The organism is Corynebacterium lehmanniae (genome assembly GCF_043161975.1).
Classification (GTDB): Bacteria; Actinomycetota; Actinomycetes; order Mycobacteriales; family Mycobacteriaceae; genus Corynebacterium; species Corynebacterium lehmanniae.
Window position 1 is genome coordinate 498,619 of record NZ_CP170998.1, and the last position, 24,850, is coordinate 523,468.

Below are 24,850 nucleotides of genomic sequence, written 5' to 3' on the forward strand. Positions count from 1 at the left end.
TCTTCACCGCGACTGCATTGTTGATACCGAAAAACGAAGAAGGAAACAGTCGCTGGTGCCAACCCGTGCCGAATTACCGGGCGGGTCCGACAACGAGAGGTACAGGTATACCGTGAAGTTGCAAACGAAGAAGAGCATGGCAGTAACGACGGCGGCGCTCGCCCTCGTGCTCCCGCTCGCCGCGTGCGGGTCCGACGACGAAGGCACCTCCGGCGGCCTTTCCACCGCCGCCGAGGCACCTGAGGCGTCCGCCGCGAACTCTTCCACGGAAGCCTCTGCGGAAAAATCCGAGAAGTCTGAAAAGTCCGAAGAGAAGACGGAAAAGACTTCGAAGAGCTCCGAGACGGAAAAGAAGAAGAAGGAAAACAAGGACGACAAGAAGAAGTCCGACCAAGCGCAGGGCGGCGAGGAGCAGCCGCCGACACTGGCCAACCCGTTTGAAAACGGCATGCCGGAAAACACCAACGAGCCGCTGGCCAACGGTAAGGAGGGCAGCGAGGACGACCGCCGGGAGATGGAAGACACCGCCCGTGCCGTGCTGAACCCGGGCTCGTTCGCGGACTGGACCCCGACCATCTTGGAAAACTCCTGCAAGGCCGTGACCGAGCCGATGCTGGAGGAGCTTGAGCGCCAGGGCATGAGCCTGGAGCAGGTGCAGGAAGCCAGCCGTCTTGCCGAGGAGCAGGGCCAGGGCATCGACCTGCCGGAGACCGAGGTCAGCCTGGACGATGTGCGTATCGACGGTGACCGCGCGTCCGCAAGCCTGACCGCGAAGAGCGACCAGGGTGAGGAAACCTCGACCATGATCTTCCAGAAGGAAGACGGCCGCTGGAAGCTGTGCAACTAATCCGCAAGTCCGCACTGAGCGCCGGAGCTGGGCTCCTGGCGCTCGGTTGCGTTTTGGGCATCCTCGGCGGCGGGGTGTGGGCGCTGGTGCGCCCGGCCTACATCGGCGTGGTCGAAGGCGGCGGGCTGCGCGTGGACCAGGCGGAAAGCCCCGTCAACGCCGAGTTCGCGGGCTTCGGCTCGTTCGCTTTGCTGACCACGTTGGCCGGTGTTGTCGTGGCGGCAGTCGCGCTGATCGCCGCGAGGCGCGGGAAGGTCCGCGGGTCGGTGGCGTGGCTGCTCTGGGCTGGCATCGTCAGCGCTGTAGCCGCGGTCGCGCTCTACATCTTCGGCGGCTGGTTCGTGGGGCTTGTGCACCCCCTCCCGTCGCCCGATGCGCTTTCGGACGGCGACACGCTGACCATGGTGCCGCCCGTGCGTCCAGGTGCCGCCTGGGCGGCGGGCCCGTTCGCGGCAGTGCTGGTGTACTGGACCGCCAACCTTTTGGCCTACGCCAAAGAAGAGCGCTAGCTAGCGCCTGCCCGGCCAATCCACCACGGAGTGGCCAGCCGTCTGCTGGCTGACGTGGTCGATGGCAGCAAGACACGCCGCCATCGCCGAAACGACAAACTCGCCGACCTGCTCCGGCGCCGCGCCTTCAGCCACTAGCATGGTTGATTCGGCGTGCATGTGGGCGGCGCCGTCGAACTCGTGCAGGTACGCGGCGGTGGCGCAGGTGCGTTCGTTGACGTCGTTGCACACCAGCCACAGCGGCAAGAACGCGTCCAGCGCGTCGCGGCCGGTGTCCCACATGCCAGTCACGCGGGCGTAGCGCGGCCCCGGTTCGCCGTCGATGGTCAGCGCGAACGCCACACCGTTGACGCCGGTGGCGATCACGCCGTCCTCGCCGACACCGTAGCGGAACTCCAACTCATCCAACGCGGCGGTGAGGTCGCTGATGTCCGCCGGCGCGATCACGCCGGCGGGCCCGTCCACGTCTTTGAAGAGCTCCGGTGCCGTGGACACCTCGCGACGTCCCCCGCGGGGCAGGTGACGCAGCGATGGGTGTCGCCCCAACAGCACCTCCGTGTCCTGGGCGCGCATGAGCTGCGGCGGCAGCGGCTGGTCCAGGCTCGCGTCCAAGAAGCGCTCGCGCAGCTGCCGGTAAAACGCGGCGGCGTGCTCGAGGGTGTCGGCGAGTTCGGCGGCCAGTTGATCGTCGCTAAGCCCATGCTTGATGTGCACGCCCCGGCGCATGCGCGCGCACAAATCCCCGGACTCCATGAGGCGGAAACTTGCCCACGGGCCCACCCGGTCGTGGTTCCACGTGTTGATGAAGCGGGCGAGTGCCGCAGAGTGCTCGAAGTCGGTGGGGATGCGCTCTGCGGTGTCGATGACCAGCGCCATCGGGCGGGCGAAGTCAATCCACAGCGCAACGGTGAAAGCGTGCGCGCCGATAACCAGGCGGTCGGGGCGCACCAGCGGATTGAAACCGAGGCCCTCCAATACGGCGGCGGCGCGCTCGAGTGTGACCTCGCCGGGGCGCTGGCGGCCCACCGGTGCAGCGTGCTTTCCCATACAGCGAGCATAACGCCCCGCCCGACGGCAGCGGCTGTGGATTTCGATGCAGCGTCTACAATGTCGGCGGAATCGACTCGGTTGTGAAGGAGGTCATTGCGGTGTCCGCTGTCGGGAATCCGATTTTGGTGGTGGTGCTCAGCCTTGTGGCGGGGATTCTCGTCGGCGGAGTGTGGTCCAGCTACCAACGCGGAGCACCGCGCGCGGTTACCGCCGTGTTAGCGCTTCTGGCTGTCATGGCCCTGCTCTTCGCAGCCCTCGCGCTTATGGAGGTGATGTGAGATGGCATGGTCCAAACAGCCGCTGACCCGTGGGGAAGTTGAATCGCTGACCAATGTGTGGCGCGCCCGGGGCCTGATCCCGGTGCTCGTTGCGGTGGCCTCGGCCTTCGCGGCGTGGGCGTTGCTGCTGCCTGTGGTCCCCACAGCCGTGATCGACGCTGGCCAGCCGGCCTCCCTGGCAGGGCTGTCCACCGGCGTGTTCATGTTCGCCACCGTGATCACCCAAATTTTCACCCCAAAGGCGCTGAAGACGTTCGGCTTCGGCTGGGTGCTGGCCATCTCCTCGCTGCTGCTGGGCATCCCGGCGTTCGGCTACATGCTCGGCATGGACGCCGTACCGCTGTTGACCGTCAGTGCGATCCGCGGCATCGGCTTCGGTGCGCTGTCCGTGGCGGAAGCCGCCATCATCGCCGAGCTAGTCCCGCTGCGCCTGCTGGGCAGCGCCACCGGCATCTTCGGCATGGTCGTGGGCCTGGCGCAGATGGTGGCGCTGCCGTCCGGCCTGGCGTTGGTGGACAAAATCGGCTACGACGCGGTGTACGTGATCGCCGCCTCTATCGGCGCGGTTTCGCTGGTGGCCTGCCTGGCTATCCCGCCCATCCCACCGGCGGACCCGGACGCTGAAACGCAGCAAAGCGTGCGCGTGCCCATGTGGCACCTCGCGCTCGTGCCGGCGCTCGCCTTGATGTTTGTCACCACCGCATACGGCGCGATCACGAACTTCCTGCCGGTGTCCATGCGTGAGCTTGACCCAGTCTCCGGCGCCGCGCTGGCGGGCGTGATGCTCGCAGTGCTCAACTTCGCAGCCATGGTGGCGCGCTACGTCGCCGGCCGGATCATGGACCGCCGCGGCTACCCGGGCAGCGTCATCATCCCGTGCCAGATCATCGCCGCCATCGGTGTCGCGCTGATGGCGATGATCCTGTCCATGGAGTTGCCGGCGTGGACGATGCTCATCGCCGCGCTGTTCTACGGCGCCGGCTTCGGCGGGGTGCAAAACGAGGCGCTGACGATGCTGTTCTACCGCCTGCCGCGCCACAAGACGTCGGAGGCCTCTGCGATCTGGAACATCGGCTTCGACGGCGGCACCGGCTTGGGCTCCACGTTCTACGGCATGCTCGTGGCGCAGATGGCGTTCGCCCCGGTGTTCGGCATCGCCTCTGCCGTAATCACCATCGGCCTGGCCATCACGCTTTTGGACCGGCAGCTGGGCCGCCACCGCGTGGTGGAAGTGAACAACCTGTCCGCGCGCCTGAAGTCGGTGCAGGTGCCGCGGCCCTACCCGCGCAAACGCCAGTAACCGGCGCGGGAGCTAGACTACGCACCTATGAGCGAGACATCCTCCGGCCAACAAGCCGCGGCTGTGGCAGTGTTCGACCCGTTTGCGGGCGCGGACCCCGCCGTCGGCGCGCTGCGTGACGCGCTGCGGGCTGAGGGGGTTGACGCGGAGATCACGTCGGACCCGGCGCACGCCGTCGCCGCGGACGGGCTGGTCGTCGCCGCCTCCGGCGACGCCGCCGAGGCGCTGCGCGCACTGCGCAAGGCCCAGGCAGACCGTGTTGTGGGGCAGCGCCTCGCCGGTTCGCGCCCGGTGCTCGTCGTCGGCGCCGCCATGGACGCGCTGTTCGAGCGCGGTGCGGACGGCGCGGCTGGGTTCGGTGAGTGGCCGGGAGGCGTCGACAAGCTTGCTGCCCCTGTGGAGCGCGCGGAGGTTGCGCCTGCGGCAGACTCGCTGATGCTCGATCGGGCGCAGGAATTCGAGTTCAACGCCGCCACCGGGGCACGCGATTTCGAGCTGAAAGAAGACGAGTTCATCGCCTACCCGAAGCTGAGCTGGGCGGGCGAGGTGCTCGCCGCGGTGGAAAACGGCCCGCTGTGGACGACGCGTTTCCACCCCGAAGCCTCCGGTGCGGCCGGCGCCGGCGTGCTGCGCAACTGGATCGCGCAGCTGGGATAGCACGATGACGGATATGACGGAGAACCTTCAAGCAGCAGTGGCGGCGGTTGACGCCGCCCGCGAGATCTTCGTCAACGAACTCGGCGCCGCGCCCGCCCTGCACAAAGGCTCGGGCGACTTCGCCACCGCAGCGGACCTGGCGGTGGAGGAGCTGCTGCGCGACAAGCTCACCGGCGCGACCGGCATCGGCGTGTTCGGCGAGGAGCAAGGCGGTGAGCTGGACGAGCACGCCTGCTGGGTGGTGGACCCCATCGACGGGACGTCGAACTATTCCACCGGCAACCCCAACTGTGCGATCCTGGTCTCGCTTCTGGTGGAGCGGCAGCCTGTGGTGGCGGTGGTGGACGCGCCGCTGCTGGACATGCGGATGACCGCCGTCGAGGGTGGTCCGGTGCACCTCAACGGCGCCGCGCTGCCGCCGGTGAACGAGGCCACGTCCGCGCCGCACGTCGGCGTCGGCTCCCTGTTCTCCCGCGACCGCAGGCGCATGCCGTCCAACCAGCGCCTGGACCTGGCAGGGGAGCTGACCCGGGCGCACCTGCGCCCGCGGATTTCCGGCTCGGTGGGCATCGACTTAGCGTTCGCCGCCCAAGGCATCTACCAGGCCGCGGTGAGTTTTTCGCCGCACGTGTGGGATAACTCCGCGGGCATCCTGCTGGCGCGCAGCGCAGGAGCGGTGGCCACCGCCGGCGACGGCACGCCGTGGGAGCCCGGCAAAGTCGGGGCAGTGGTCGGCACCGCCAAGGCCCACGCCGCGGTGATGGAGGCGGTCCGGAATGTACGAATTGATGCGGGCGAGGAGGACTAACGCATGACTACAGCCGCAAAACCCGACAAGAAGGCCGCCCGCAAAGGGGCTCTCGCGCTCGGTGTTGCGGGCGCGCTGAGCTGGATCAGCTCGCGGATGGCGTGGGTGCGCGCCGAGTTCGTCGACGACATCTCCGGCGGCGGCGAGGCAACCGTCAACGGCGCGGACTGGTCCACTGAGACCGGCGCGATTGCGGTGCTGCTGCTTGCCGGCATGGTCGCGGCATTTGCTTTGCGACGCCTCGGCCGTCGCGTCATCGGCGCCATCTGTACCGCGGCGTCCTTTGGCCTGGCGGTGCCGGCGGTGCGCTTGCTGCTCGGCGGGGCGGACCCGGAGCGTGTGCACGCGCTGCTGACCGCTGGCGCGGACGAGGCGCAGCAGGGCAATTCCGCGCCGGCGATCGCGCAGTGGGCGGACATCACCTCCGCAACGACACTGGTGGCCGGTCCCGGGTTGGCGCTCGCGGCCGCGCTGCTCGGCCTGGCCGGCGGGGTGCTGCTGATCGCCCGGCCGGGCGAGGATTCGCCGCGGCAGAACAAGTACGAGAAGGAAACCGTGCGCCGGGAGAAGGTGCGCGAGGACTTGGAGGAGGACCCCCAGTCCGGCCGCGTGCTGTGGGACGCGATCAGCGCGGACATCGACCCGACCGATCCGCAGAGTGGACCGGATTTCCGATCCTCGAAGTCCACCCGCTAGCCTTATCCGTGACAGGCCAGGCCCCTTGCAACTGGGAGGTAGCCATGCCGGCTCCGAGCACACTCGACGACGTTGTCGCTGGTGTGCTTCGCGACGTTGCCAAGCGTGAGGCCGCCGTTTCCTTCAAAGAGATCAAAGCGCGTTCGCGCGATATGGCGCCGACCCGGGATGCCCGGGCGGCGCTTTTGCGTCATGGCTGCAGCGTGATCGTGGAGATCAAGCGCAACTCGCCGGTCTTCGGCCCCACCGGCGCCGGGCTTTCCAGCATCGAGGCGCTGGCCCAGAACATCGAAGCCGGCGGCGCCCACCTCATCGCGTGCCAGACGGAGCGGCTGCGTTTCGACGGTTCCCTGGCCGACATGGCCCAGGCTAGGGAAGCGGTAGAGCTGCCGATGGTGTGCCGCGACGTGATCGTGGACCCGTACCAGATCCACGAGGCCCGCTGCTACGGCGCTGACGCCATCCCGCTGCAGGTGGGGATCCTGGACCAGCCCCGCTTCGAGGCGCTGCTGGACCGCGCCGAATCCCTCGGCATGGCCGCCGTGGCGGAAGTGCGCACCCCGGAGGAGGCGGACCGCGCGCTGCGCGCGGGCGTGTCCGTGGTGGCGGTCAACTCTTGGACCTTCGACACCAACAACTTGAACCGCAACGCATTCGCTGAGATCGCGCCGGGTCTTCCCAGCGAGGTGATCAAGATCAGCCTCGGCGGCGTGGCCACCCCGCGCGATCTGATCAACGCCGCCTCCTGCGGCGCGGACGCTGTGCTGGCGGCGGAGGCCGTCATGGCGGCGGGCGATGTGCTCTCCGCGACGCGCTCGCTGGCCACGGCGGGCCAGCACCCCGCGTGCCCGTCGCGACGCTAAATGGCACACTAAGTGGCGTGCAAACGCTGAACTTGGCTCACATTCCGTCGCCGCCGCAGGGCGTGTGGTACCTCGGTCCCATCCCCATCCGCGCCTACGCGCTGTGCATCATCACCGGCATCATCGTCGCGATGGCGATCTCGCTGCGCCGCTACAAAGCGCGCGGCGGCAACCCGGAGACGGTGTGGGACGCGGCGATTGTGGTCATCCCGGCCGGCATCATCGGCGGGCGCCTGTACCACGTGATCACGGACCACCAGAAGTACTTCGGCGAGGGCAAAAACCCCTGGCAGGCCTTCAACATCACCGCCGGCGGCTTAGGCATCATCGGCGCGGTGACGCTTGGCGCGTTGGCGGTGTGGGTGATGATGCGGCGCAAGGGGCTGCCGATAGCGCCGCTTGCGGACGCGATCGCGCCGTCGGTGATCCTCGCCCAAGGCATCGGCCGGCTGGGAAACTACTTCAACCAGGAGCTCTACGGCGCGGATTCCGACGTGCCGTGGGCGCTGGACATCTACTACCGCGTCAACGAAGCCGGCCAGTACGCCCCGTTGACGGGACGCTCCACCGGCGAGGTGATCGCGAGCGTGCACCCGACGTTCCTCTACGAGCTGATTTGGAACGTGGCGGTGTTTTTCGTGCTCATCTGGGCGGACCGCCGCTTCCGCCTCGGCCACGGCCGTGTGTTCTGGCTGTACGTGGCCGGCTACACGCTGGGCCGCTTCTTCATCGAGTTCATGCGCCGCGACGAGGCCAACCTCATCCTCGGCCTGCGCGTGAACACGTGGGTGTCCGCCATCTTGTTCATCGTCGCCGTGGTGATCTTCTTCAAGCTGCAAAAGGGCAGGGAGACCCCGGAGGAGGTGGACCCGGAGTACAACCGCTCGTCCACGGCAGACTCCCAGGATCGGGAGTACCGTGGGGCGCTGGAAAACACGAATGGCACCTACGAAGGTGAGGTTGGTACACGTGGATAGAAGGACAAAGATCGTCTGCACCCTCGGCCCCGCTGTGGCCAGCAAGGATGCGATTTTGGGGCTGGTGCGCGACGGCATGGACGTGGCGCGCCTGAACTTCTCGCACGGCGACTACCCGGACCACGAGCAGAACTACCGCTGGGTCCGCGAGGCCACCGACGAGACCGGCCACGCAGTGGGCATCCTGGCCGACCTGCAGGGCCCGAAGATCCGCCTCGGCCGCTTCGAAGGCGACGGCAAGACCTACTGGGAAACCGGCGAGACCGTCCGCATCACCGTCGACGACATCGAAGGCACGCACGACCGCGTGTCCACCACCTACAAGCAGCTCGCCCAGGACGCGAAGCCGGGCGACCGCCTGCTCGTGGACGACGGCAAGGTCGGCCTGGTCTGCACCGAGGTCGACGGCAACGACGTGGTCTGCCGCGTCACCGAGGGCGGCCCGGTGTCCAACAACAAGGGCGTGTCGCTTCCGGGCATGGACATTTCCGTGCCGGCGCTGAGCGAGAAGGACAAGGCGGACCTGCGCTTCGCACTCGAGCTCGGCGTGGACATCATCGCCCTGTCGTTCGTGCGTTCCCCGGCCGACGTGGAGCTGGTGCACGAAATCATGGATGAGGTCGGCCGGCGTGTGCCTGTCGTCGCCAAGCTTGAAAAGCCCGAGGCTGTGGACGCGCTGGAGTCCATCATCCTCGCGTTCGACGCAGTCATGGTGGCGCGCGGCGACCTGGGCGTGGAGATCCCGCTCGAGCAGGTCCCGGCGGTGCAGAAGCGTGTGATCCAGATTGCGCGTGAGAATGCCAAGCCAGTGATCGTCGCCACGCAAATGCTCGACTCCATGATCGAGAACTCGCGCCCGACCCGCGCCGAGGCCTCCGACGTGGCCAACGCGGTGCTCGACGGCGCGGACGGCGTCATGCTCTCCGGCGAGACGTCCGTGGGCGTGGACCCGCACAACGTGGTGCGCACCATGAGCCGCATCGTGCGCTCCGCGGAGCAGATGGGCAACGTGCCGCCGCTGAACCACATCCCGCGCACGAAGCGCGGCGTGGTGTCCTACTCGGCCCACGACATCGCCGACCGCCTCAACGCGCGCGCGATTGTCACCTTCACCACCTCCGGCGACACTGCACGCCGCGTGGCGCGCTTGCACCCGGACCTGCCGCTTCTGGTGTTCACGCCGGTGCAGCAGGTGCGCTCGCAGCTGGCCATGACGTGGGGCGCGGAGACGTTCCTGTGCGAGCAGGTCCACAGCACCGACGACATGATCAAGGTGGTGGACCGCCAGCTGCTGGCCATGGAGCAGTACAAGGAGGGCGACACCATGGTTGTCGTCGCCGGCACCCCGCCCGGTGTTGCGGGCACGACGAATACCATCCACGTGCACCAGCTCGGCGAGGACACGCGCCGGCAGTAACCGGTTACGCTGGTGGGCATGCCAGAAACCGGAATTGAAGTTCGCGACGCCCACCTGCACAACCTCCGCAACGTGGATGTGGACATCCCCCGCGGCACTCTCGTTGCGGTGACCGGTGTGTCAGGCTCCGGCAAGTCCTCGCTCGCCTTCGGCACCATCCACGGCGAGGGCCAGCGGCGCTACCTCGAATCGGTGGCGCCGTTCGCCCGCCGCCTGATTGGCTCGGCGGTGGACCCGCAGGTCGGTTCCGTGGAGGGCCTGCCGCCGACGGTGGCGCTGGAGCAGTCCACCTCCGGCGGAGGCGCGCGCTCGACCGTGGGCACCGTCTCCGCGCTGTCCAACAGCATCCGGCTGTTGTACTCGCGCGCGGGCGACAACCCGAAGGGGCTGTACTCCGACTCGTTCTCCCCGAACACGCCCGAGGGCATGTGCCCGACGTGCCAGGGCACCGGCGTGGTGCACGAGCCCACCGAAGCGTCGATGGTGCCGGACCCGACGCTGTCCATCGAGGACGGCGCGATTCAAGCCTGGCCGGGCGCGTGGGCCGGCAAGAACTTCCACGACATCCTGGCCACGCTGGGCTACGACCTGGATTCGCCCTGGCAGGACCTGCCGAAGGAAGACCGCGAGTGGATCCTGTTCACCGAGGAGCGCCCCGTGGTCACCGTCAAGCCGCTGCGCGGCGAGGACCAGATCCAGCGCAACTACAAGGGCACGTGGCGCTCCGTGGCGTCGTATTTGACCAATACGCTCGCCGAGACCCAGTCCGACACCCTGCGCAAACGCGTGCTGTCCTACATGGAGTCGCGCGTGTGCGAGACCTGCCACGGACGCTGCCTCAACCCGGAGGCCCTCAAGGTCACCTACGCGGGGATGCCTATCGACGAGCTCGGCGCCCTGCCGCTCGACCAAGTCCACGAGGTGCTGGCCGCGCAGGAACCGTCCAAGGGCTCCGCCGAGGACCTGCTGCTGAAGCAGATCCTGCCCGCGCTGCAGTCCGCGCTCGACCTGGGGCTGGCGCACCTGAGCTTGGACCGCCCCGCGCCGACCCTGTCCGCCGGTGAACTGCAGCGCATCCGCCTGTCCGCCCAGCTGCGCTCGGGCCTGTTTGGCGTGGCGTACGTACTGGACGAGCCGTCGGCTGGCCTGCACCCCGCCGAGCGCGGCGCGGTGCTGGACATCTGCCGCCGCTTCATCGACGCCGGCAACTCGGTCCTGCTGGTCGAGCACGATATGGAACTCGTCGCCCAGACCGACTGGCTCGTGGACGTCGGCCCGCTCGCCGGCGAGCGTGGCGGCGAGGTGGTCTACTCCGGCCCCACCAGCGACTACACCGGCGACGCACCTACCGCGAAGGCGCTGGCGAACCGTGCGCTTTCGCTTAACGACGACCCACGGTCCGCCACCGGCGAACTGCGCCTTTCCGGCGTCTCGGCCCGCTCGATTGAGGGGCTGGACGTGTCGTTTGGTCTGGGACAATTCACCGCGGTGGCCGGCGTGTCCGGCTCCGGCAAGTCCACCTTGGTCAGCACCGTCCTCGCTGGTGTGCTCCGCGACGCCGCGTCCACCGTTGTGGAGGAAGAGGACGACTCTGCGGGTGATGCGGGGGCGGGGGAGGCCGGATGGACCGTCGATAGGCAAGAAGGCTTCGACGCAGTGAGCCGAGTCGTGCAGATCACCCAGAAGCCCATCGGGCGCACCCCGCGCTCGACGCTGGCGACCTACACCGGGCTGTTCGACGGCGTGCGCAAACTGTTCGCCGGCACCGACGAGGCGAAGCGGCGCAAGTGGACCGTGTCGCGGTTTTCTTACAACGTGAAGCAGGGGCAGTGCCCGACCTGCGGCGGCGCCGGCAAGATCGAGGTGGAGCTGGTGTTCCTGCCAGGCTCGTACACCACCTGCCCGGACTGCGGCGGCGCGCGCTACAACGACGAGACCCTCGAGGTGACCTGGGAAGGCCTGACCATCGCGCAGGTGCTGGAGCTGACTGTCGACGAAGCCGCGGACGTATTCGCCGACGAACCGAAGATCCTGCGCGCCGTGGAAACCCTGCAGGCCGTGGGGCTGGGCTACCTGCGCCTGGGCCAGGGCGCGCCGGAGCTTTCCGGCGGCGAGGCGCAGCGCATCAAGCTGGCCACCGAGCTGCAGCGCTCCCGCAACTCGCGCCGGGGCCACACCGTGTACCTGCTGGACGAACCCACCACCGGCCTGCACCCGGCCGACGTGGCGCTGTTGGTGAAGGAGCTCAACAGCTTGGTCGACGCGGGCCAAACCGTGATCGTGGTCGAACACGACCTGTCCGTCATCGCGCAAGCCGACCGCGTGATCGAGATGGGCCCCGGCGCCGGCGCCGACGGCGGTCAAGTGGTGGCTACCGGCACCCCGGCCGAGCTGGCGAAGTCTGATACTGCAACCGGAAAGGTGCTGGCCGAGCGTTCGGCGTAGGTCGTCGTCGGTGGCGACTATGCAGCTGCATAGTCTCGGGGTTGCCGTTCGCGTGATTCGTAGGGGTAGTCACCTAAACGAAACCTGCAAAAGTCGACAATTGGGACGGGCGTCCAGATTTATCGGCGCAGGTCAGAAGCTTATAAGTGTTGCCGCATGTAAATTCGTACAAACCGAGCGGGCAAGGGCTCGAATCGCTATGCAGCGGCATAGTCTTGCGATGGCTGATCAGCCACAGGGGCGGTTGCCTCGGCTCCGTTGACTATGCAGCTGCATAGTCTCTTGGGTCGGGTTCACTATGCGACGGCATAGTCTTGCTGACCGGTCCCGCTATGCAGCGGCATAGTCCCGACACTGCCACCAGACTATGCAGCTGCATAGTCTGGTGGGATGGATTCGCTATGCAGCGGCATAGTTTTTCTTGATGGCCGGACCGTCTCAGGGAAGATTGGTTCGGCTTCGTTGACTATGCAGCGGCATAGTCTTGTGCACCGATGCCACTATGCGACGGCATAGTCCCGACACTGCCGTCCACTATGCAGCGGCATAGCCTGGTGGGGTGGATTCGCTATGCAGCTGCATAGTTTTTCGCGATGCCTGGTTCGCCTCGGGGGAGGTTGGTTCGGCTTCGTTGACTATGCAGCTGCATAGTCGTTGAGCCCCAACCGCCCCGGAGGCCCTGCGAATCTAGTCATCGATTTCGATGCCAGCTGCTTTGGCCCGCTCCACCAGCTCCGCGATTTCAGCAGGTCGTTCAGCGATGCTGTTGCGCGGTCGTATCTAGTAACACCGTGGTGAGTATCGAGTAACGCATTGGTGAGCATCCAGTAACAGTCCGGGGGAGGATTCTGGTGACCGCGTGACTTCAGGGCACGCGGCGTTACCAGAGGAGTCTGACTGTGACTGACTACCGGGCGGTAATGGATCAAGTGCTCAAAGGCTGGTCTGTCCGCCAAATCTGTTCGAGTTTGCGGTGCTCGCACACCACCGTGCAAAAAGCACGCGATGCGCTGGTGGAACACAACATCACAACCCGTGAGCAACTTCGTGGGGTTGCGGATCATGAGCTGGTGGACTGGTTCGTCGACGGGCGCAGCCATGCTCAGGGCGATTTCGTCCCGATCGATTTCGACGCTGTCGCCAAGGCACGCACCGGGCGCAACAAGGCGACCCTGCAGGTGTTGTGGGGTCGCTACACCGCACAGCCTGCGGACCCAGGCCAGCGGTATTACAGCTACGAGCGGTTTCGCCAGCTTGTGGCCCAACACGTTGATGCAGCTGGGCTGACCGCCAGGATCACCCATGCCCCGGGCCATACGATGCAGGTGGACTGGGCAGGCACAAAGATGCGGTTGTTTGACCCCACCGGCGGACAAGGATCGAAGGTCAGTATCTTTGTCGCCTCGCTGCCGTATTCGGGGATGGTGTTCGCCTGCGCGTGCGCGGATGAGCGCCAGGACGCGTGGCTTGCAGCTCATATCCGCGCGTTTGAGTACTTCGGCGGGGTTGCCGAGGTCATCGTGCCGGATAATGCCTCGACAGCCTCGAACGCGATTAGTGCCGCGGACAAAAATCGTCGGGTCAACTCCACCTACGAGGAGTTTTTGGAGCACTACAACACCGCCGCGTTGCCGGCTCGGGCGAAACGACCCAAAGACAAGGCCAGCGTCGAAGCCGCAGTCAAGATCGTCACCCAAAACGTCATCCACGCACTCGATGGCCACCAGTGCGTTGGGATAGACGAGCTCAACGCAAAAATCACCGCCCTGGTCGATGGGATTAACGCTGCCACGCCGTTTCGCGGCAATGCGACGAGCAGACGCGCATTGTTCGATCAGTTCGAACGCGACGTGCTCACCGCGCTGCCTGAAACACCGTGGCAGCGTACCGAATGGAAACGCGCCAAAGTCGCGCCCAATTTCCACATCAGAGTGCACAACGCGCATTACTCGGTACCTAACCAGCTGGTGGGCCGCACCGTGGATGTGCGCATCACCGGTGACAGTCTCGCCGTCTTCGACGCCGGGCAGCGTGTGGCCACCCACCAACGCGCACGTGCCCGCGGGGTGTATGTCACCGACACCGACCACATCCCGGCGAACATAGGTGACACCCGTGGGTTATGGACAAGCGAGTACTTCCTGCGCGAAGCCGCCAAGATCGGGCCGGCCACACGCCAGGTGATTGCCGAGCTCATCGAAGCCAAAGCGATCCCTGCCCAGGCGTACCAAGCGTGCCGCAACGTGCTCAACATGGGCAAACACGCCAACAAGCCAATCCTCGAAGAAGCCTGCAGACGTTTGGTGTCCACCGACGGCGCCAGGCGTGCTGTGTCGTATACCGCGGTGAAAAACATGATGGCCGCCGTGCGCAAAGACACCTCCACACGACCCACAGGCACCGATGTACCAATCGGTCAACCAACTGGCAGACCCGCTGGCGGTGCGCCTGCCCCGACAGCGCGTGACACCCGCGGCGCCTACCTCGGTGGTGCTGCCCAGTTCAGCCTCGAAAACCTCACCAAGAAGGGATCTGCATAACCCATGCCCCACCCGCAACCAGCATCATCATCCGCCCGCTTCCTCGACGAATCAGTCCTGCCGATCTTTACCGACCTGCGCATGACCGCCTTCGGACAAAGCGTCATCGACATCGCCGCCGATCCCGCCTTCGACGACTGGAGCTTCTCCGACAAGGTGCTCTACGCACTCGACAAAGAGGTAGCGGCCAAGCGTGAGAGGCGAGTCAACAAACTGCTCAAAGCATCCCGATCGCCAAATCCCGATGCTTGTATCGAAGACATCACCTACACGCCCGGCCGCACCATCAACAAAGAGCAAATCACCCGACTCGCTCACTGCCAATGGTGCCAAAGCGCACAAAACATTGTCATCCTGGGCAAATCCTCCGTCGGCAAAACCTACCTCGCCCAAGCACTGCTTACCGCGGCGTGCCGAAACGACTACTCCGCGCGCTTTTTCCGCACCGACACACTCGCCAACCACCTCGCCGTGCTCAAACACGACGACCCAGCCCGCATCACATTCCTCGAAGACCTACACAACACAGACGTGTTAGTCCTCGACGACTTCCTGACCACCCCAATCGATGCCGCTACCGCACACCAACTGCTCAATATCCTCGCAGAACGCGAACCCCGCGGATCCACCATCGTGACATCCCAGTTCACACCCGACGAGTGGTACAAATCCATCCCCGATGCCGTCATCGCCGAATCCATCCTCAACCGACTCGTCGCCGGCGCCGAAATCATCACACTCGAAGGCACCAACATGCGACTGACCCAATAACCCCGCCAAACCCCAAAACGCCCGGGTGTTACTCGATACTCACCCGGGCGTTACCCGATACTCACCACACCGTTACTAAACACGTGGTCTAAACAGCGATGCCTGTGAAAGAAGACTGGGCCTTGTCGATGTGTGCTGGATCACCGTAGATGCCGATGCCTTCGCCTTCCGGGTCGAGCTGGAGGCTGGGATCAACCCCGGCCCTTCGATTGGAGGTAGCGAGCGACGCCCTCGAGGAAGTAGCCGTTGGCTTCGTGCCCGCTAGCGGCGATTGCTTTATCGAGTTCTGAACCGGCGGCCACTTGGAGGTAGACCGAGTGTTGGCCTTCAAGCTCCCCAGCAGACTCATCGAGTTCTACCCGGCGCATCTTCAGGCCGGTCGACGATTCCGACTCTTCGGCGCCATGGTCGATGTCCTCGTCTGGCGGGCTTACATCCGTCGGGATGTCAAAACCCAGGTGGTAGCAGCGGTACTGCTCAAGCCAGAGGTCCAAGAAACCGAGTGGATAGAACGTCCAAGGAATAAGCTGATAGTCGCGTTCCTCTTCGGTGGCGGGGCGGATGGCTGAACCGCTCACCCACACGAAGAGTTTCCAACCGGAAGGGTCGACAGAGTTAACGTCAAGAGGTATCTCGTCGTTGAGGTCCTTGGGGACGAATCCGGGAGGGCCCGGCCGGTACAAGCTCGCACCTACGGCGACTTTCGACGCGTCGAATCCCCCAGGGATGGTTTCAACCTTCCCGTCGCGGATGAAAGGGCCGCCTTTACGGAAGGCGTCGGTGAGCAGTGGAAACGGTGGAATGATCCACGGTGAGTGCTCGCCGGTCCCACTAGAAAGTCCGAGCACAGCCAGATTTTCAGGGGTGCGGGGTACGCCGACCAGTGAGGCCCCGCCGATTCGGTGTTTCGCTTCGTAGACGTGAACTTCAATGTCGCCGTTGCGCGTCGGCATATGCAGGCGCGTGTTGTCGGACTGGCGGATCGCCTTCATCGACGGGGCGAATTGCATGAAGTACGTCATCGGATCATCTTCAGCCGTTACCGCTCTTGCCAGATGCTGAGCAGTTGGTTTTCGGTGTACGCGTAGTCGGGGTCGACCGCCTCGATCGCGCGTGTGAGGCGTTCCTCCCACTGCTGCATGATCTCCGTGCCAAGAGGACCGATCGGGCCATCCGGGTTCTCCACGGCGGCGTCGAGCACGATGCCGGCAATCTCGATGTCGGGTCGCACCCAATTGTGCCCGTCGCTGAGCTCGAGAAAAGCGCGACAAGCTGCGAGCGCCTTATCTGGATCTTCGAGTGGTGCTTCGTGGTGCAGCACTGCGGTGGCCCAGTGGTGCATGGCGAGGAGATTGTCGCTTTCCGACGGCGCTTCCGCCCCCTCAACGAACCGGTACAGATCCAGCGGAGGATACTGCGCTGCGTCGTAGGCCTTGAGCATCATCACTGCCCAGAGAGCGACGGGAGAGTCGGCGAGCGCGTCTAGGGTTTCCTTGCCGGGGATGCTGCGGGAGGTGCTGTGATTGCGAGTGAGTGGCGCGATGACGGCAACGTGCGTTTCTGCGTCGTTAGACTCGGACAGGATCGCCTTGGCTTCCTCCCATGTCAGGTCGGGAATCGGGGCAGGCTCGGTGTCGGCGAGGTACTGGTCCAGGGTGATGGGGTCCGGAATCTGTGGCGTCATGGGTCGAGCTCCTATTTCTTCTTGGGTTGGTAGTAGTGGGGGTCTTGGTCGACTGTGCGGGTTTGGATTCCGCGGGTGTCGAAGTTGGCTTTGAGCCAGCTAACAAGCTCGGAGGTGTAGTACTGGTCCATCCACAGGTCGGGGTTGTCGGGTGAGGTCCGGATTCTGAACACTGGTGCCTGCGGTGTGTCTTCGTGGAGGTTGAACGCGCGGAAGCCGATGTAGTCGCCGTACTGGCTAGTGAACGTGCATTCGGCAACTCGAGCACCCTGCTGGTTGAGGGTACGTCGGATCGCGATGGCTGCATCGGTCGGAGCGATAAGCATGCCGATGGATTCGGTGAGGCCGAAACGCGGGTAAGGGGAGCCGTCCGAGTTGAAACAGCCTTCCAGCACATCGAAATGCTGGCCGTCGATTGTGTCGAAATGCTGGGCTTTTTCCATGCTCAAAATTGAGATCGATGGGTCGAATACAAAGACCGCCGTGCCGATCTTGTGCTCGATTTTGTGGCAAAGCACCGTTCTCTCCTAGGTTTTTGCTTGCCTGCCTGGGCTAAACCGCGGATGGGCGGCCGGGGTAGGCGCCTTCGGCAACGCCAAGTTCGTAGAGCCTGCCTAAAATGTCGTCACCGGCGAGGCATGCTTGCAGTTCGTCGGCGTAGATGGGGTAGACGCCGAAGAAGTGGACGGCTTCGTCGCCTACAGGCGTGCGCAGAAAATCTCCGTCGGCGTCAACCGTGAATGCGCTGCCGATGATGAAGCCGGAGAAGTCGCTGCCCGGATAGGTCTCGCTCGGGTCGAGCCCTGCCTGGCCCGAGGTTCCGTAGGACAGCCACGTATCCATGTCTTTGGGCAGGCGTGCGGTGGACTTGAGCAGGGTTATTGGCCAGCTGATCGCGTCGCCTTCGGGGCCGTTTTGCGAGCCTATCTCCGCAAGTGGCCAATCGTCCGGAAGCGTCATCACAAGCTCCGTGCGGTTGAATTCTTCCTTCCCGGGTGGCATCTGCATCCGGTAGTCGTTCATGCCCGAGGTGCACAGCGTCCAGAATTGACGCTGCTCGGTGGGGGCCCAGCAATAGACGTCGATGTGCAGCTCGTCCGAGATGAGCTCGTGAAACACTGAATAGTCCTCGCCCAACAGCGGGGCTAGGCGGTAGTGCACAATGTCTTGTGGAGTCTGCGGGTTGGTCATGTGACCTAAAGTACATAAATCACGCGTGCGTGACTGATAACGAGTTGTCAGTTTCCTGTGGTGTGTTTAAGCTCCCGGCAGAACCCGCCCCACCACCAGTCGCGCCACTCGTCGAAAGAGGGGTGCACCGGCGGAGTGATCACGGCGTCGCCGACGTGCAACTCGCTGACCGGGCTGATGCCGTGCAGGGAGTTAAGGAACCACAGCGGGTGCTCAGCGGCGGTGTCGGGGTACAGCCGGCGCCGCTCAACGCGCATGCCTAACCGCTCAGCCCGCGAAACAACCTGCTGCAACGTCACACTCGGCAGCCACACGCCGTCGGGGAGGCACAGGGTGTCGCCGTCCCACATCACCAGCGCGCCGGTGGTGGTCTCCAGCATGGCGCCGTGCCTATCGACGATCACCGTGTCGTCCGTGCCCGCCACCTGGTACCGCGAACGGTACGCGCGAAACGCGGCGAAGTCGGGGCCCTTCACCTCGGGCTGGGTGCGCGGGTCGGGTGCCTGCGCAAACGTCAGTGCAGTGGTGGGGCGCGGGGGAGGGGCGGAGCGGACGTCGAGAAGCAAAAGCCCCTGCGACAGGGCGATGCGGGGAAACAGTTCGCCCTCGGACAGCAGTGGCATGAGCTTATCGACGAAGCCGGCCGGCAGCGGGCCAGCAGCGCGCGAAAACCGCTGAAGGTGCAGGTCGAGGCCGTTGGTGCGGCCGGATGAGTGGCGCCAGGAGTCGGCGACGTCGAGGGGCCCGTCGGGGAAATCGCGCGGGACGAACGAGCCGTGCCAGGCGTACTTACGCATCCCACGCCCCCAGCACGGACTGGGCCTTGAGGTTGCGCTCGGCGAGCTCGGCCTCTGGGTCGGAGGCGAGCACGATCGCGCCGCCGGCGCCCACGGTCACGGTGTCGCCCGCGCGCACGGCTGTGCGGATCACTACGGAGAGATCGGCCTGGCCGTCGAAGCCGAAGTAGCCCAGCGCGCCGGAGTAGACGCCGCGCGGGGAGGTCTCCAGCCGGTCGATGATTTCGCAGGTGCGCAGCTTCGGCGCGCCGGTCATGGAGCCGGGCGGGAACGTCGCGCGCACGGCGTCGACGGCGGTGCGGCCCTCGCGCAGGCGGCCCGTGATGGTGGAGACCAGCTGGTGCACGGTGGCATAGCTCTCCACCTGCATCAATCCAGGAACACGCACGGTGCCGGGCTCGCAGATGCGCGAGAGGTCGTTGCGGAGCAGGTCGGCGATCATGAGGTTTTCGGCGCGGGTTTTCGCATCATTCAGTAGCGCGGGGTCCTCATCGGCGGCGATGGTGCCCTTGATCGGCTTCGCCTCCACGTCGCGGCCGCGCACGGTAAGGAAGCGCTCGGGTGAGGCGCTGGCGACCTCGACGCCGTCGAAAAGCAGGTGCGCCGCGTACGGCGCCGGGTTGTGTTCGCGCAGCGCAGCATAGATATCGCCGGTCGCGTGCGTGGTGTAGGTGTCGGTCAGGCACACCTCGTAACTCTCGCCCGCGCGCAGCAACTCCTGCGCCTCCTCGATGCTGGCGAGGTAGTCCGGGTTGCTCCAGGAGCCTTCGCCTATCGACGCACCTCCGGCGGTGCCCGCCCCCGCAAGCGCCTGTGCAAGCCGGTCGAGCAAACCGTCGGCGCCGTCGCCGGCCAGGGCGCACAGGTGCGCGGTTTCGGCATCGTGGTCGTAGACGATGAACGACTGCGGGCGCACAAAGTACGCGTCCGGGAAGGGCGAGCGGTGGCGCAGCGTGATCGGCATAGTCAGCTCGGCGCACTCGTAGCCCAGGTACCCGATCCACCCGCCGGTAAACGGTAGGTCGGGCGCGTCGATGACCGGGGTGGATAGCTCGGTGTCGAGGATGTCGAGCACGTTGCCGTCGCCAAGCGAAAAGCGAATGGAGCGCGAGAGCGCACCTGCGGTGTCGCCGAGGATGGAGAAACGCCCGCGTGTGTCGGCGGAGTCGAGGAAGAACGCGTCGTTGCCGTCTCGCGAGATCGCGTTGAACACGCGCTGGCAGTCGAGCGCGCCGGGCACCTCGCGGTGGATGATGCGCCAGCCGCCGAGGAAGTTGCGCATGAGCGCCGCGCCGTGCTGGGTGAGGACGGATTCCGGGTGGAATTGCACGCCCCAGTGATTCAGTCCGTCGACCTTGAGCGCTTGGATGACGCCGTCCTTGCTGCGGGCGTGCACGGTGATGCCGGGGAGCTCGTCAACATCAAGGTCGACGTGCAGGGAGTGGTAGCGCACCACCTCGAAGCCCTGCGGGATGCCGGCGAAGATGCCCTCGCCGGAATGGGTGACGGTGGAGACGAACCCGTGGCGCGGCTCGGGCGCGCGGGTGACGCTGGCACCGGCGAGCATCGCCAAACCCTGATGGCCGAGGCACACGCCGAGCAGTGGGACGCCGGCGTCCGCGGCTGCCTCGATGACGCGCCGGGACGCGCCGAAGTCCTCCTCGCGCTCAGGGGTGCCGGGGCCGGGGGAGATGACCACGTGGCTGAACTCGCCGGCGCGCACCCGCTTCGGAAGGTCGGTCGCCTCGCCCGCGGGGACCACCAGGGGCTCGCGGCCGGTGGCCTCAGCAATGAGGTGGGCGAGGTTGAATGTATATGAGTCGTAATTGTCGACGAGCAGAATCATTGTGCCGAGATCGTATAGCGTTTAACTGCATGGACGCCACAATCCGGCCAGCTCGCGCCGAAGACGCCGCCACTGTCGCCGCCGTGCACAACCGCTCCCGCGCACAAGCGTTCCGCGGACGCATCGCCGACGAGGTGCTGGACAACTTCGAACCCCTGGAGCTCAAGTGGGCCGAGTACTTCGACGCCCCCGACGGCCGCGTCTTCCTTGCGGAGGTGGACGGCGAGGCTGTGGGCATGGCCTACGGCGTGCCCGGCGAGCGCACTGAGCTGTGCAACCTCTACCTGCTCGAGGAGGCGGCCGGAAACGGCATATCCGAGCAACTCCTGGACGCGGTCGTGCGCCCAGGCGAGCCCGCGTTCTTGTGGGTGGCGGACTTCAACGAGCGCGCCCAGGCCTTCTACACCAAGCAGGGCTTCGCCTTCGACGGCGAGGAAACGCACCACGCGGGCGACGACGTCACCTTGAAGCGCATGGTGCGCGGGTAGCTAGTTGATCGGGGTGGGCTCGATCTTCCACACGTCCTCGGCGTAGTCGCGGATCGTGCGGTCGGAGGAGAAGCGGCCGGACTCGCAGATGTTGATCCAGCACTTGCGGGCCCACTCGTCCGGGTCGGCGTAGTAGTCGGCGGCCATGCGGTCGCGGGCCTCGCGGTAGTCGGCGAAATCGCCGAGCACGTAGTAGACGTCCTGTTCGCCGTAGCCGTTGTCCTCGAGCAGCGAGGCGCGGATGTCGTGGAAGGCGCCGGTGCCGCGGTCGTCCAAGGTGCCGTCGACGAGCGCGTCGAGGGCGCGCATCAGCCCTGGGGTCTGCTCGGCCACCTGGCGCGGGTTGTAGTGCGCCTTCAGCTCCGGAAGCTCCTCCTCGCGGGCGCCGAAGATGTAGGCGTTGTCCTCTCCGACGGCGTCGACGATCTCCACGTTCGCGCCGTCCATGGTGCCGAGCGTGAGCGCGCCGTTCATCATGAACTTCATGTTCGAGGTGCCCGAGGCCTCCTTGCCGGCGGTGGAGATCTGCTCGGAGACATCGGTGGCCGGGATGATGTGCTCGGCGGGGGAGACGTTGTAGTTCTCCACGAACACCACGTGGATGTACTTCGAGGCCTCCGGGTCGTTGTTCACCAGCTCAGCGATGGTGTTGATGAGCTTGATGATGCCCTTAGCGGTGACGTAGCCCGGGGCTGCCTTCGCGCCGAAGATGAAGGTGCGCTTCGGCACGTCGCGCTCGCCGTCGACCGTGATGCGGAAGTACAGGTCCAGGATGTACAGCGCGTTCATGAGTTGGCGCTTGTACTCGTGCAGGCGCTTGATCTGGGTGTCGTAGATGGAGTCTGGGTCGATCTCCACGCCCTGGCGCTCGCGGATCCACTCGGCGAAGTCGCGCTTGTTCGCCGCCTTGATGTCGCGGAGTTCGTTGAGCACCTTTGGGTCGTCGATAAGCGGGCGGAGTTCCTTGAGCTTGTCCAAGTCGGTGACCCACGCGTCGGAGCCGGAGAGGCGGTCCAAAAGCTCGGACAGGCGCGGGTTGCACATGCGCAGCCAGCGGCGGGGCGTCACACCGTTGGTTTTGTTGTTGAAGCGCTCCGGGTACAGGCCGTGCCAGAAGCCGAGGGTGTCGCGTTTGATGATCTCGGTGTGCAGCGCCGCCACGCCGTTGACGGAGTAGGAGGCATAGCAGGCGATCCACGCCATGTGCACGCGACCGTCGTGCACCGGGGAGTAGTGGTGCGCCGTCTCCGCGTCCACGCCGCGGGCTTCCATGTCCAGGCGGTAGCGGCGGTCGATCTCCTCCACGATCTCCCAGATGCGCCAGAACAGCTGCTTGAAGATGGACTCCTCCCACGTCTCCAGCGCCTCCTGCAGCACCGTGTGGTTGGTGTAGGCGAACGTGTGGGTGGTCACCTCCCAGGCCTCGTCCCAGCCGAGGCCGTGCCCGTCCATGAGCAGGCGCATCAGCTCGGGGATGCCCAGCACCGGGTGGGTGTCGTTGAGCTGGATGGAGTTGTACTTGTGGAAGTTACGCAGGTCGTCGCCGTGGGCGGCGATGTAATCGTCGATGAGTTCCTGCAGCGATGCCGAGCAGAAGAAGTACTGCTGGCGCACGCGCAGGAGTTTGCCGGCGTAGGTGGAGTCGTTGGGGTAGAGCACGCGCGTGATGTCGTGGACGGCCTCGCGCTCCAGGATCGCGTCGGCGAAACGCTGGGAATTGAACGCGTCGTAGTCGAACTCGGCGATCGGGGAGGCGTCCCACAGGCGCAGCGTGCCCACGTTGTCGGTGCCGTAGCCGGTGATCGGCATGTCGTAGGGGATGGCGCGCACGTGCATGTCGTCGAACTTCACAATGCGCTGCTCGGAGCCGCGGCGGATGATGAAGGGGTAGAACGATTCCTTCCACGCGTCCGGGTGCTCGCGCTGAAAGCCGTCCTCGAACTCCTGGCGGAACAGCCCGTAGCGGTACAGCAGGCCGTAGCCGGTCAGCGGGAAGTCCTGCTCGGCGGCGGAATCGAGGAAGCAGGCGGCCAGGCGCCCCAGGCCGCCGTTGCCGAGGGCGGCGTCGTGCTCGGCCTCCAGCACGTCCGAAAGCTCGAAGCCGTTCTCCTCGGCGATAGCCTTCGCCTTATCGACGAGCCCAAGGTTGGTCAGGTTGTTCAGCAACGCCCGACCTTCCAGGAATTCCGCCGAGAAGTACGAGGCACGGCGGGTGTTCTTGTAGGCGCTGCGGGTTTTCGCCCAGTTGTCGGCGATCTGCTCGACGGTGGCGGCCGAAAGGCCCGTCCAGAACTTCTTCACCGTGGAGTCCTGCGGCGCGCGGCCGGAGAAGCTGCGGACGTGGCCCTCGACGGTCTGCTCGAATGGTGGTGGCGTGGTGGCAGTCATGTGCCCCGAGCGTACCGGCGTGGTCGCAGACGTGCAGGTGAGCTACTTAGCTAGGTAGGTCAGCGCCGCGGTCAGTCCTGCGCGGGTGGAGGCGTCGATGGTGGGCTCGTACTCCGGCAGGAAGGTGGACATGTGGTTGACCGGCACGTCCTCGCCGACGCGGTCTTCCTCCACGGCCTTGTCCCACACGTCGTGGGGCGTGCAGCCGACAAGCCAGAAGAAGTACGGCGCGCCGTAGGCCTGGCCGATGACGGGGAAGTCCTCCGAGACGGTCTTCGGGTCGGCGGTGACAGAGGCGTCGCCGAAGACGCCGTCGAACTGCTCGCGCACGCGGGTGAAGACTTCCTCGTCGTTGTCCAGCAGCTCGCCGTGGGCGAAGAAAGAGATCATGGCCTGGTCCAGCGAGCCGGAGGCCAGCACCTCGGCGTGGACCACGCGCTTGATAGCGGAGTAGACCTTCGCCTTGACCCGGTCGGAGTAGAAGCGGCAGTTGAGCACCAGCTCGGCCTCGCCCGGGATGATGTTGTTGGTGGTGCCGGCGTGCATGCTTGCCACGGTGACCACGGCGAAGTCCGCCGGGTCCACCTCGCGGCCGACGATGGCCTGCAGGCGGGCAATGATCATCGCTGCGGTGTAGGTGGGGTCGATGGCGTTGTGCGGCATGGAGCCGTGGGCGGCGCGGCCCGGGATCTTGATGCGGATGGAGTCGCAGGCGGCGAACTGTGGGCCCGGCTTAGACATCACCTTGCCGGCGCGGCCGGGCATGACGTGCTGGCCGAAGACCACATCCGGAGCGGGCACCTTCTCGGTCAGGCCGCCGTCGGCCATGTCCTGGGCGCCGGCGCCGATCTCCTCGCCGGGCTGGAATAAGGCGATAAAAGTGCCGGACCAGTGCTCGCGGGTGTTGTCCAAAAAGTCGCACATGCTCAGCAGCGCGGTGGTGTGGATGTCGTGGCCGCAGGCGTGCATGGTGCCCACGGTCTGCCCGTCCGCGGTCTTGGCCACCTTGTGGGAGGCGTACGGCGCGCCGGTCTGCTCGGTCACGGGCAGGCCGTCGAAGTCCGCACGGTGCATCACAGTCGGGCCCTCGCCGTTTTCGAAGACGGCGCAGATGCCGAACTTGCCGATCGGGGCGATGACTTCGCAGTCGAAGCGCGACAGCTCCATCATCAGGCGGCTGTAGGTCTCCTCCTCCTGCAAGGACAGCTCCGGGTTTGCGTGCAGCAGCTCGTAGAGGCGGCGCTGCCACACCTCGTCCACGGAGTAGGAGCGCAAAATCTCGGAAATATTACTCAAAA

The 24,850-nt window shown here is 65.7% G+C and carries 23 protein-coding genes; 14 read left to right on the plus strand and 9 right to left on the minus strand.

Features of this window, described 5'->3' with window-relative positions; genetic code table 11:
- The first annotated feature begins 136 nt into the window (after window positions 1–136).
- The gene (locus tag ACF3NP_RS02380; protein WP_392398916.1) at window positions 137–847 is read left to right on the plus strand and encodes a nuclear transport factor 2 family protein; all 711 of its coding nucleotides are present in this window, start codon (window positions 137–139) and stop codon (window positions 845–847) included.
- On the plus strand, window positions 838–1,356 hold the full coding sequence (locus ACF3NP_RS02385; RefSeq protein WP_392398917.1) for a hypothetical protein: 519 nt from the start codon (window positions 838–840) through the stop codon (window positions 1,354–1,356). Before ACF3NP_RS02380 ends, ACF3NP_RS02385 begins: the two co-directional genes overlap by 10 nt.
- Here the strand turns inward: ACF3NP_RS02385 and ACF3NP_RS02390 are convergent, their stop codons facing one another.
- Window positions 1,357–2,403: a YbjN domain-containing protein gene (locus ACF3NP_RS02390; protein WP_392398918.1), complete on the minus strand. Its 1,047-nt coding sequence runs from the start codon at window positions 2,401–2,403 to the stop codon at window positions 1,357–1,359.
- A gap of 101 nt (window positions 2,404–2,504) precedes the next feature.
- Between ACF3NP_RS02390 and ACF3NP_RS02395 the strand changes: the two genes are divergently transcribed.
- The 11 genes from ACF3NP_RS02395 to ACF3NP_RS02445 all read left to right on the plus strand — a co-directional run bounded on the left by ACF3NP_RS02395 (window position 2,505) and on the right by ACF3NP_RS02445 (window position 15,158).
- On the plus strand, window positions 2,505–2,684 hold the full coding sequence (locus ACF3NP_RS02395; protein ID WP_239306880.1) for a hypothetical protein: 180 nt from the start codon (window positions 2,505–2,507) through the stop codon (window positions 2,682–2,684).
- Between the two features lies 1 nt (window position 2,685).
- Window positions 2,686–3,984: an MFS transporter gene (locus ACF3NP_RS02400; protein WP_392398919.1), complete on the plus strand. Its 1,299-nt coding sequence runs from the start codon at window positions 2,686–2,688 to the stop codon at window positions 3,982–3,984.
- Window positions 3,985–4,011: 27 nt separating this feature from the next.
- Window positions 4,012–4,641, plus strand: coding sequence for a type 1 glutamine amidotransferase family protein (locus ACF3NP_RS02405; RefSeq protein ID WP_392398920.1), 630 nt, complete (start codon window positions 4,012–4,014; stop codon window positions 4,639–4,641).
- Between the two features lie 13 nt (window positions 4,642–4,654).
- Window positions 4,655–5,449 (plus strand): inositol monophosphatase family protein, encoded by a 795-nt coding sequence (locus ACF3NP_RS02410; protein ID WP_269952621.1) that lies wholly within the window; start codon window positions 4,655–4,657, stop codon window positions 5,447–5,449.
- 3 nt (window positions 5,450–5,452) lie between these two features.
- A complete protein-coding gene (locus ACF3NP_RS02415; protein WP_392398921.1) occupies window positions 5,453–6,145 on the plus strand; it encodes a TIGR02234 family membrane protein in 693 nt (230 codons plus the stop codon).
- A 44-nt stretch (window positions 6,146–6,189) separates the two neighbouring features.
- A complete protein-coding gene (locus ACF3NP_RS02420; RefSeq protein WP_392398922.1) occupies window positions 6,190–7,008 on the plus strand; it encodes an indole-3-glycerol phosphate synthase TrpC in 819 nt (272 codons plus the stop codon).
- A 17-nt stretch (window positions 7,009–7,025) separates the two neighbouring features.
- A complete protein-coding gene (gene lgt, locus ACF3NP_RS02425; protein WP_392398923.1) occupies window positions 7,026–7,985 on the plus strand; it encodes a prolipoprotein diacylglyceryl transferase in 960 nt (319 codons plus the stop codon).
- A complete protein-coding gene (pyk, locus tag ACF3NP_RS02430) occupies window positions 7,978–9,402 on the plus strand; it encodes a pyruvate kinase (RefSeq protein WP_392398924.1) in 1,425 nt (474 codons plus the stop codon). Before lgt ends, pyk begins: the two co-directional genes overlap by 8 nt.
- Window positions 9,403–9,420: 18 nt before the next feature.
- Window positions 9,421–11,847: an excinuclease ABC subunit UvrA gene (locus tag ACF3NP_RS02435; RefSeq protein ID WP_392398925.1), complete on the plus strand. Its 2,427-nt coding sequence runs from the start codon at window positions 9,421–9,423 to the stop codon at window positions 11,845–11,847.
- 899 nt (window positions 11,848–12,746) lie between these two features.
- A complete protein-coding gene (istA, locus tag ACF3NP_RS02440) occupies window positions 12,747–14,387 on the plus strand; it encodes an IS21 family transposase (protein WP_392398926.1) in 1,641 nt (546 codons plus the stop codon).
- A 3-nt stretch (window positions 14,388–14,390) separates the two neighbouring features.
- Window positions 14,391–15,158 carry an ATP-binding protein gene (locus ACF3NP_RS02445; RefSeq protein ID WP_070771239.1) on the plus strand — a complete coding sequence of 256 codons (768 nt, stop codon included), beginning with the start codon at window positions 14,391–14,393 and terminating at the stop codon, window positions 15,156–15,158.
- Window positions 15,159–15,349: 191 nt separating this feature from the next.
- Here ACF3NP_RS02445 and ACF3NP_RS02450 read toward each other — a convergent pair whose 3' ends face one another.
- From ACF3NP_RS02450 to ACF3NP_RS02475, 6 genes are read right to left on the minus strand one after another with little or no spacing between them, the layout of a single operon-like run.
- A complete protein-coding gene (locus ACF3NP_RS02450; RefSeq protein ID WP_181888691.1) occupies window positions 15,350–16,180 on the minus strand; it encodes a hypothetical protein in 831 nt (276 codons plus the stop codon).
- A 17-nt stretch (window positions 16,181–16,197) separates the two neighbouring features.
- Window positions 16,198–16,842: a hypothetical protein gene (locus ACF3NP_RS02455; RefSeq protein WP_181888690.1), complete on the minus strand. Its 645-nt coding sequence runs from the start codon at window positions 16,840–16,842 to the stop codon at window positions 16,198–16,200.
- An 11-nt stretch (window positions 16,843–16,853) separates the two neighbouring features.
- Complete coding sequence (locus ACF3NP_RS02460) at window positions 16,854–17,360, minus strand: hypothetical protein (protein ID WP_181888689.1); 507 nt, start codon at window positions 17,358–17,360, stop codon at window positions 16,854–16,856.
- Window positions 17,361–17,394: 34 nt separating this feature from the next.
- Window positions 17,395–18,033, minus strand: a complete 639-nt coding sequence (locus tag ACF3NP_RS02465) for a suppressor of fused domain protein (protein WP_181888688.1) — start codon at window positions 18,031–18,033, stop codon at window positions 17,395–17,397.
- A 47-nt stretch (window positions 18,034–18,080) separates the two neighbouring features.
- On the minus strand, window positions 18,081–18,830 hold the full coding sequence (locus ACF3NP_RS02470; RefSeq protein ID WP_392398927.1) for an aminotransferase class IV: 750 nt from the start codon (window positions 18,828–18,830) through the stop codon (window positions 18,081–18,083).
- A complete protein-coding gene (locus ACF3NP_RS02475) occupies window positions 18,823–20,676 on the minus strand; it encodes a chorismate-binding protein (RefSeq protein ID WP_392398928.1) in 1,854 nt (617 codons plus the stop codon). Before ACF3NP_RS02475 ends, ACF3NP_RS02470 begins: the two co-directional genes overlap by 8 nt.
- A 29-nt stretch (window positions 20,677–20,705) precedes the next feature.
- Here ACF3NP_RS02475 and ACF3NP_RS02480 point away from each other — a divergent pair, with 29 nt between their 5' ends.
- The gene (locus ACF3NP_RS02480; RefSeq protein WP_392398929.1) at window positions 20,706–21,164 is read left to right on the plus strand and encodes a GNAT family N-acetyltransferase; all 459 of its coding nucleotides are present in this window, start codon (window positions 20,706–20,708) and stop codon (window positions 21,162–21,164) included.
- On the opposite strand, the gene ACF3NP_RS02485 is transcribed toward ACF3NP_RS02480, so the two are convergent.
- Window positions 21,165–23,552 (minus strand): glycogen/starch/alpha-glucan phosphorylase, encoded by a 2,388-nt coding sequence (locus ACF3NP_RS02485; RefSeq protein ID WP_392398930.1) that lies wholly within the window; start codon window positions 23,550–23,552, stop codon window positions 21,165–21,167.
- A 42-nt stretch (window positions 23,553–23,594) separates the two neighbouring features.
- Complete coding sequence (locus ACF3NP_RS02490) at window positions 23,595–24,848, minus strand: amidohydrolase (RefSeq protein ID WP_269952448.1); 1,254 nt, start codon at window positions 24,846–24,848, stop codon at window positions 23,595–23,597.
- Window positions 24,849–24,850: the final 2 nt, after the last annotated feature.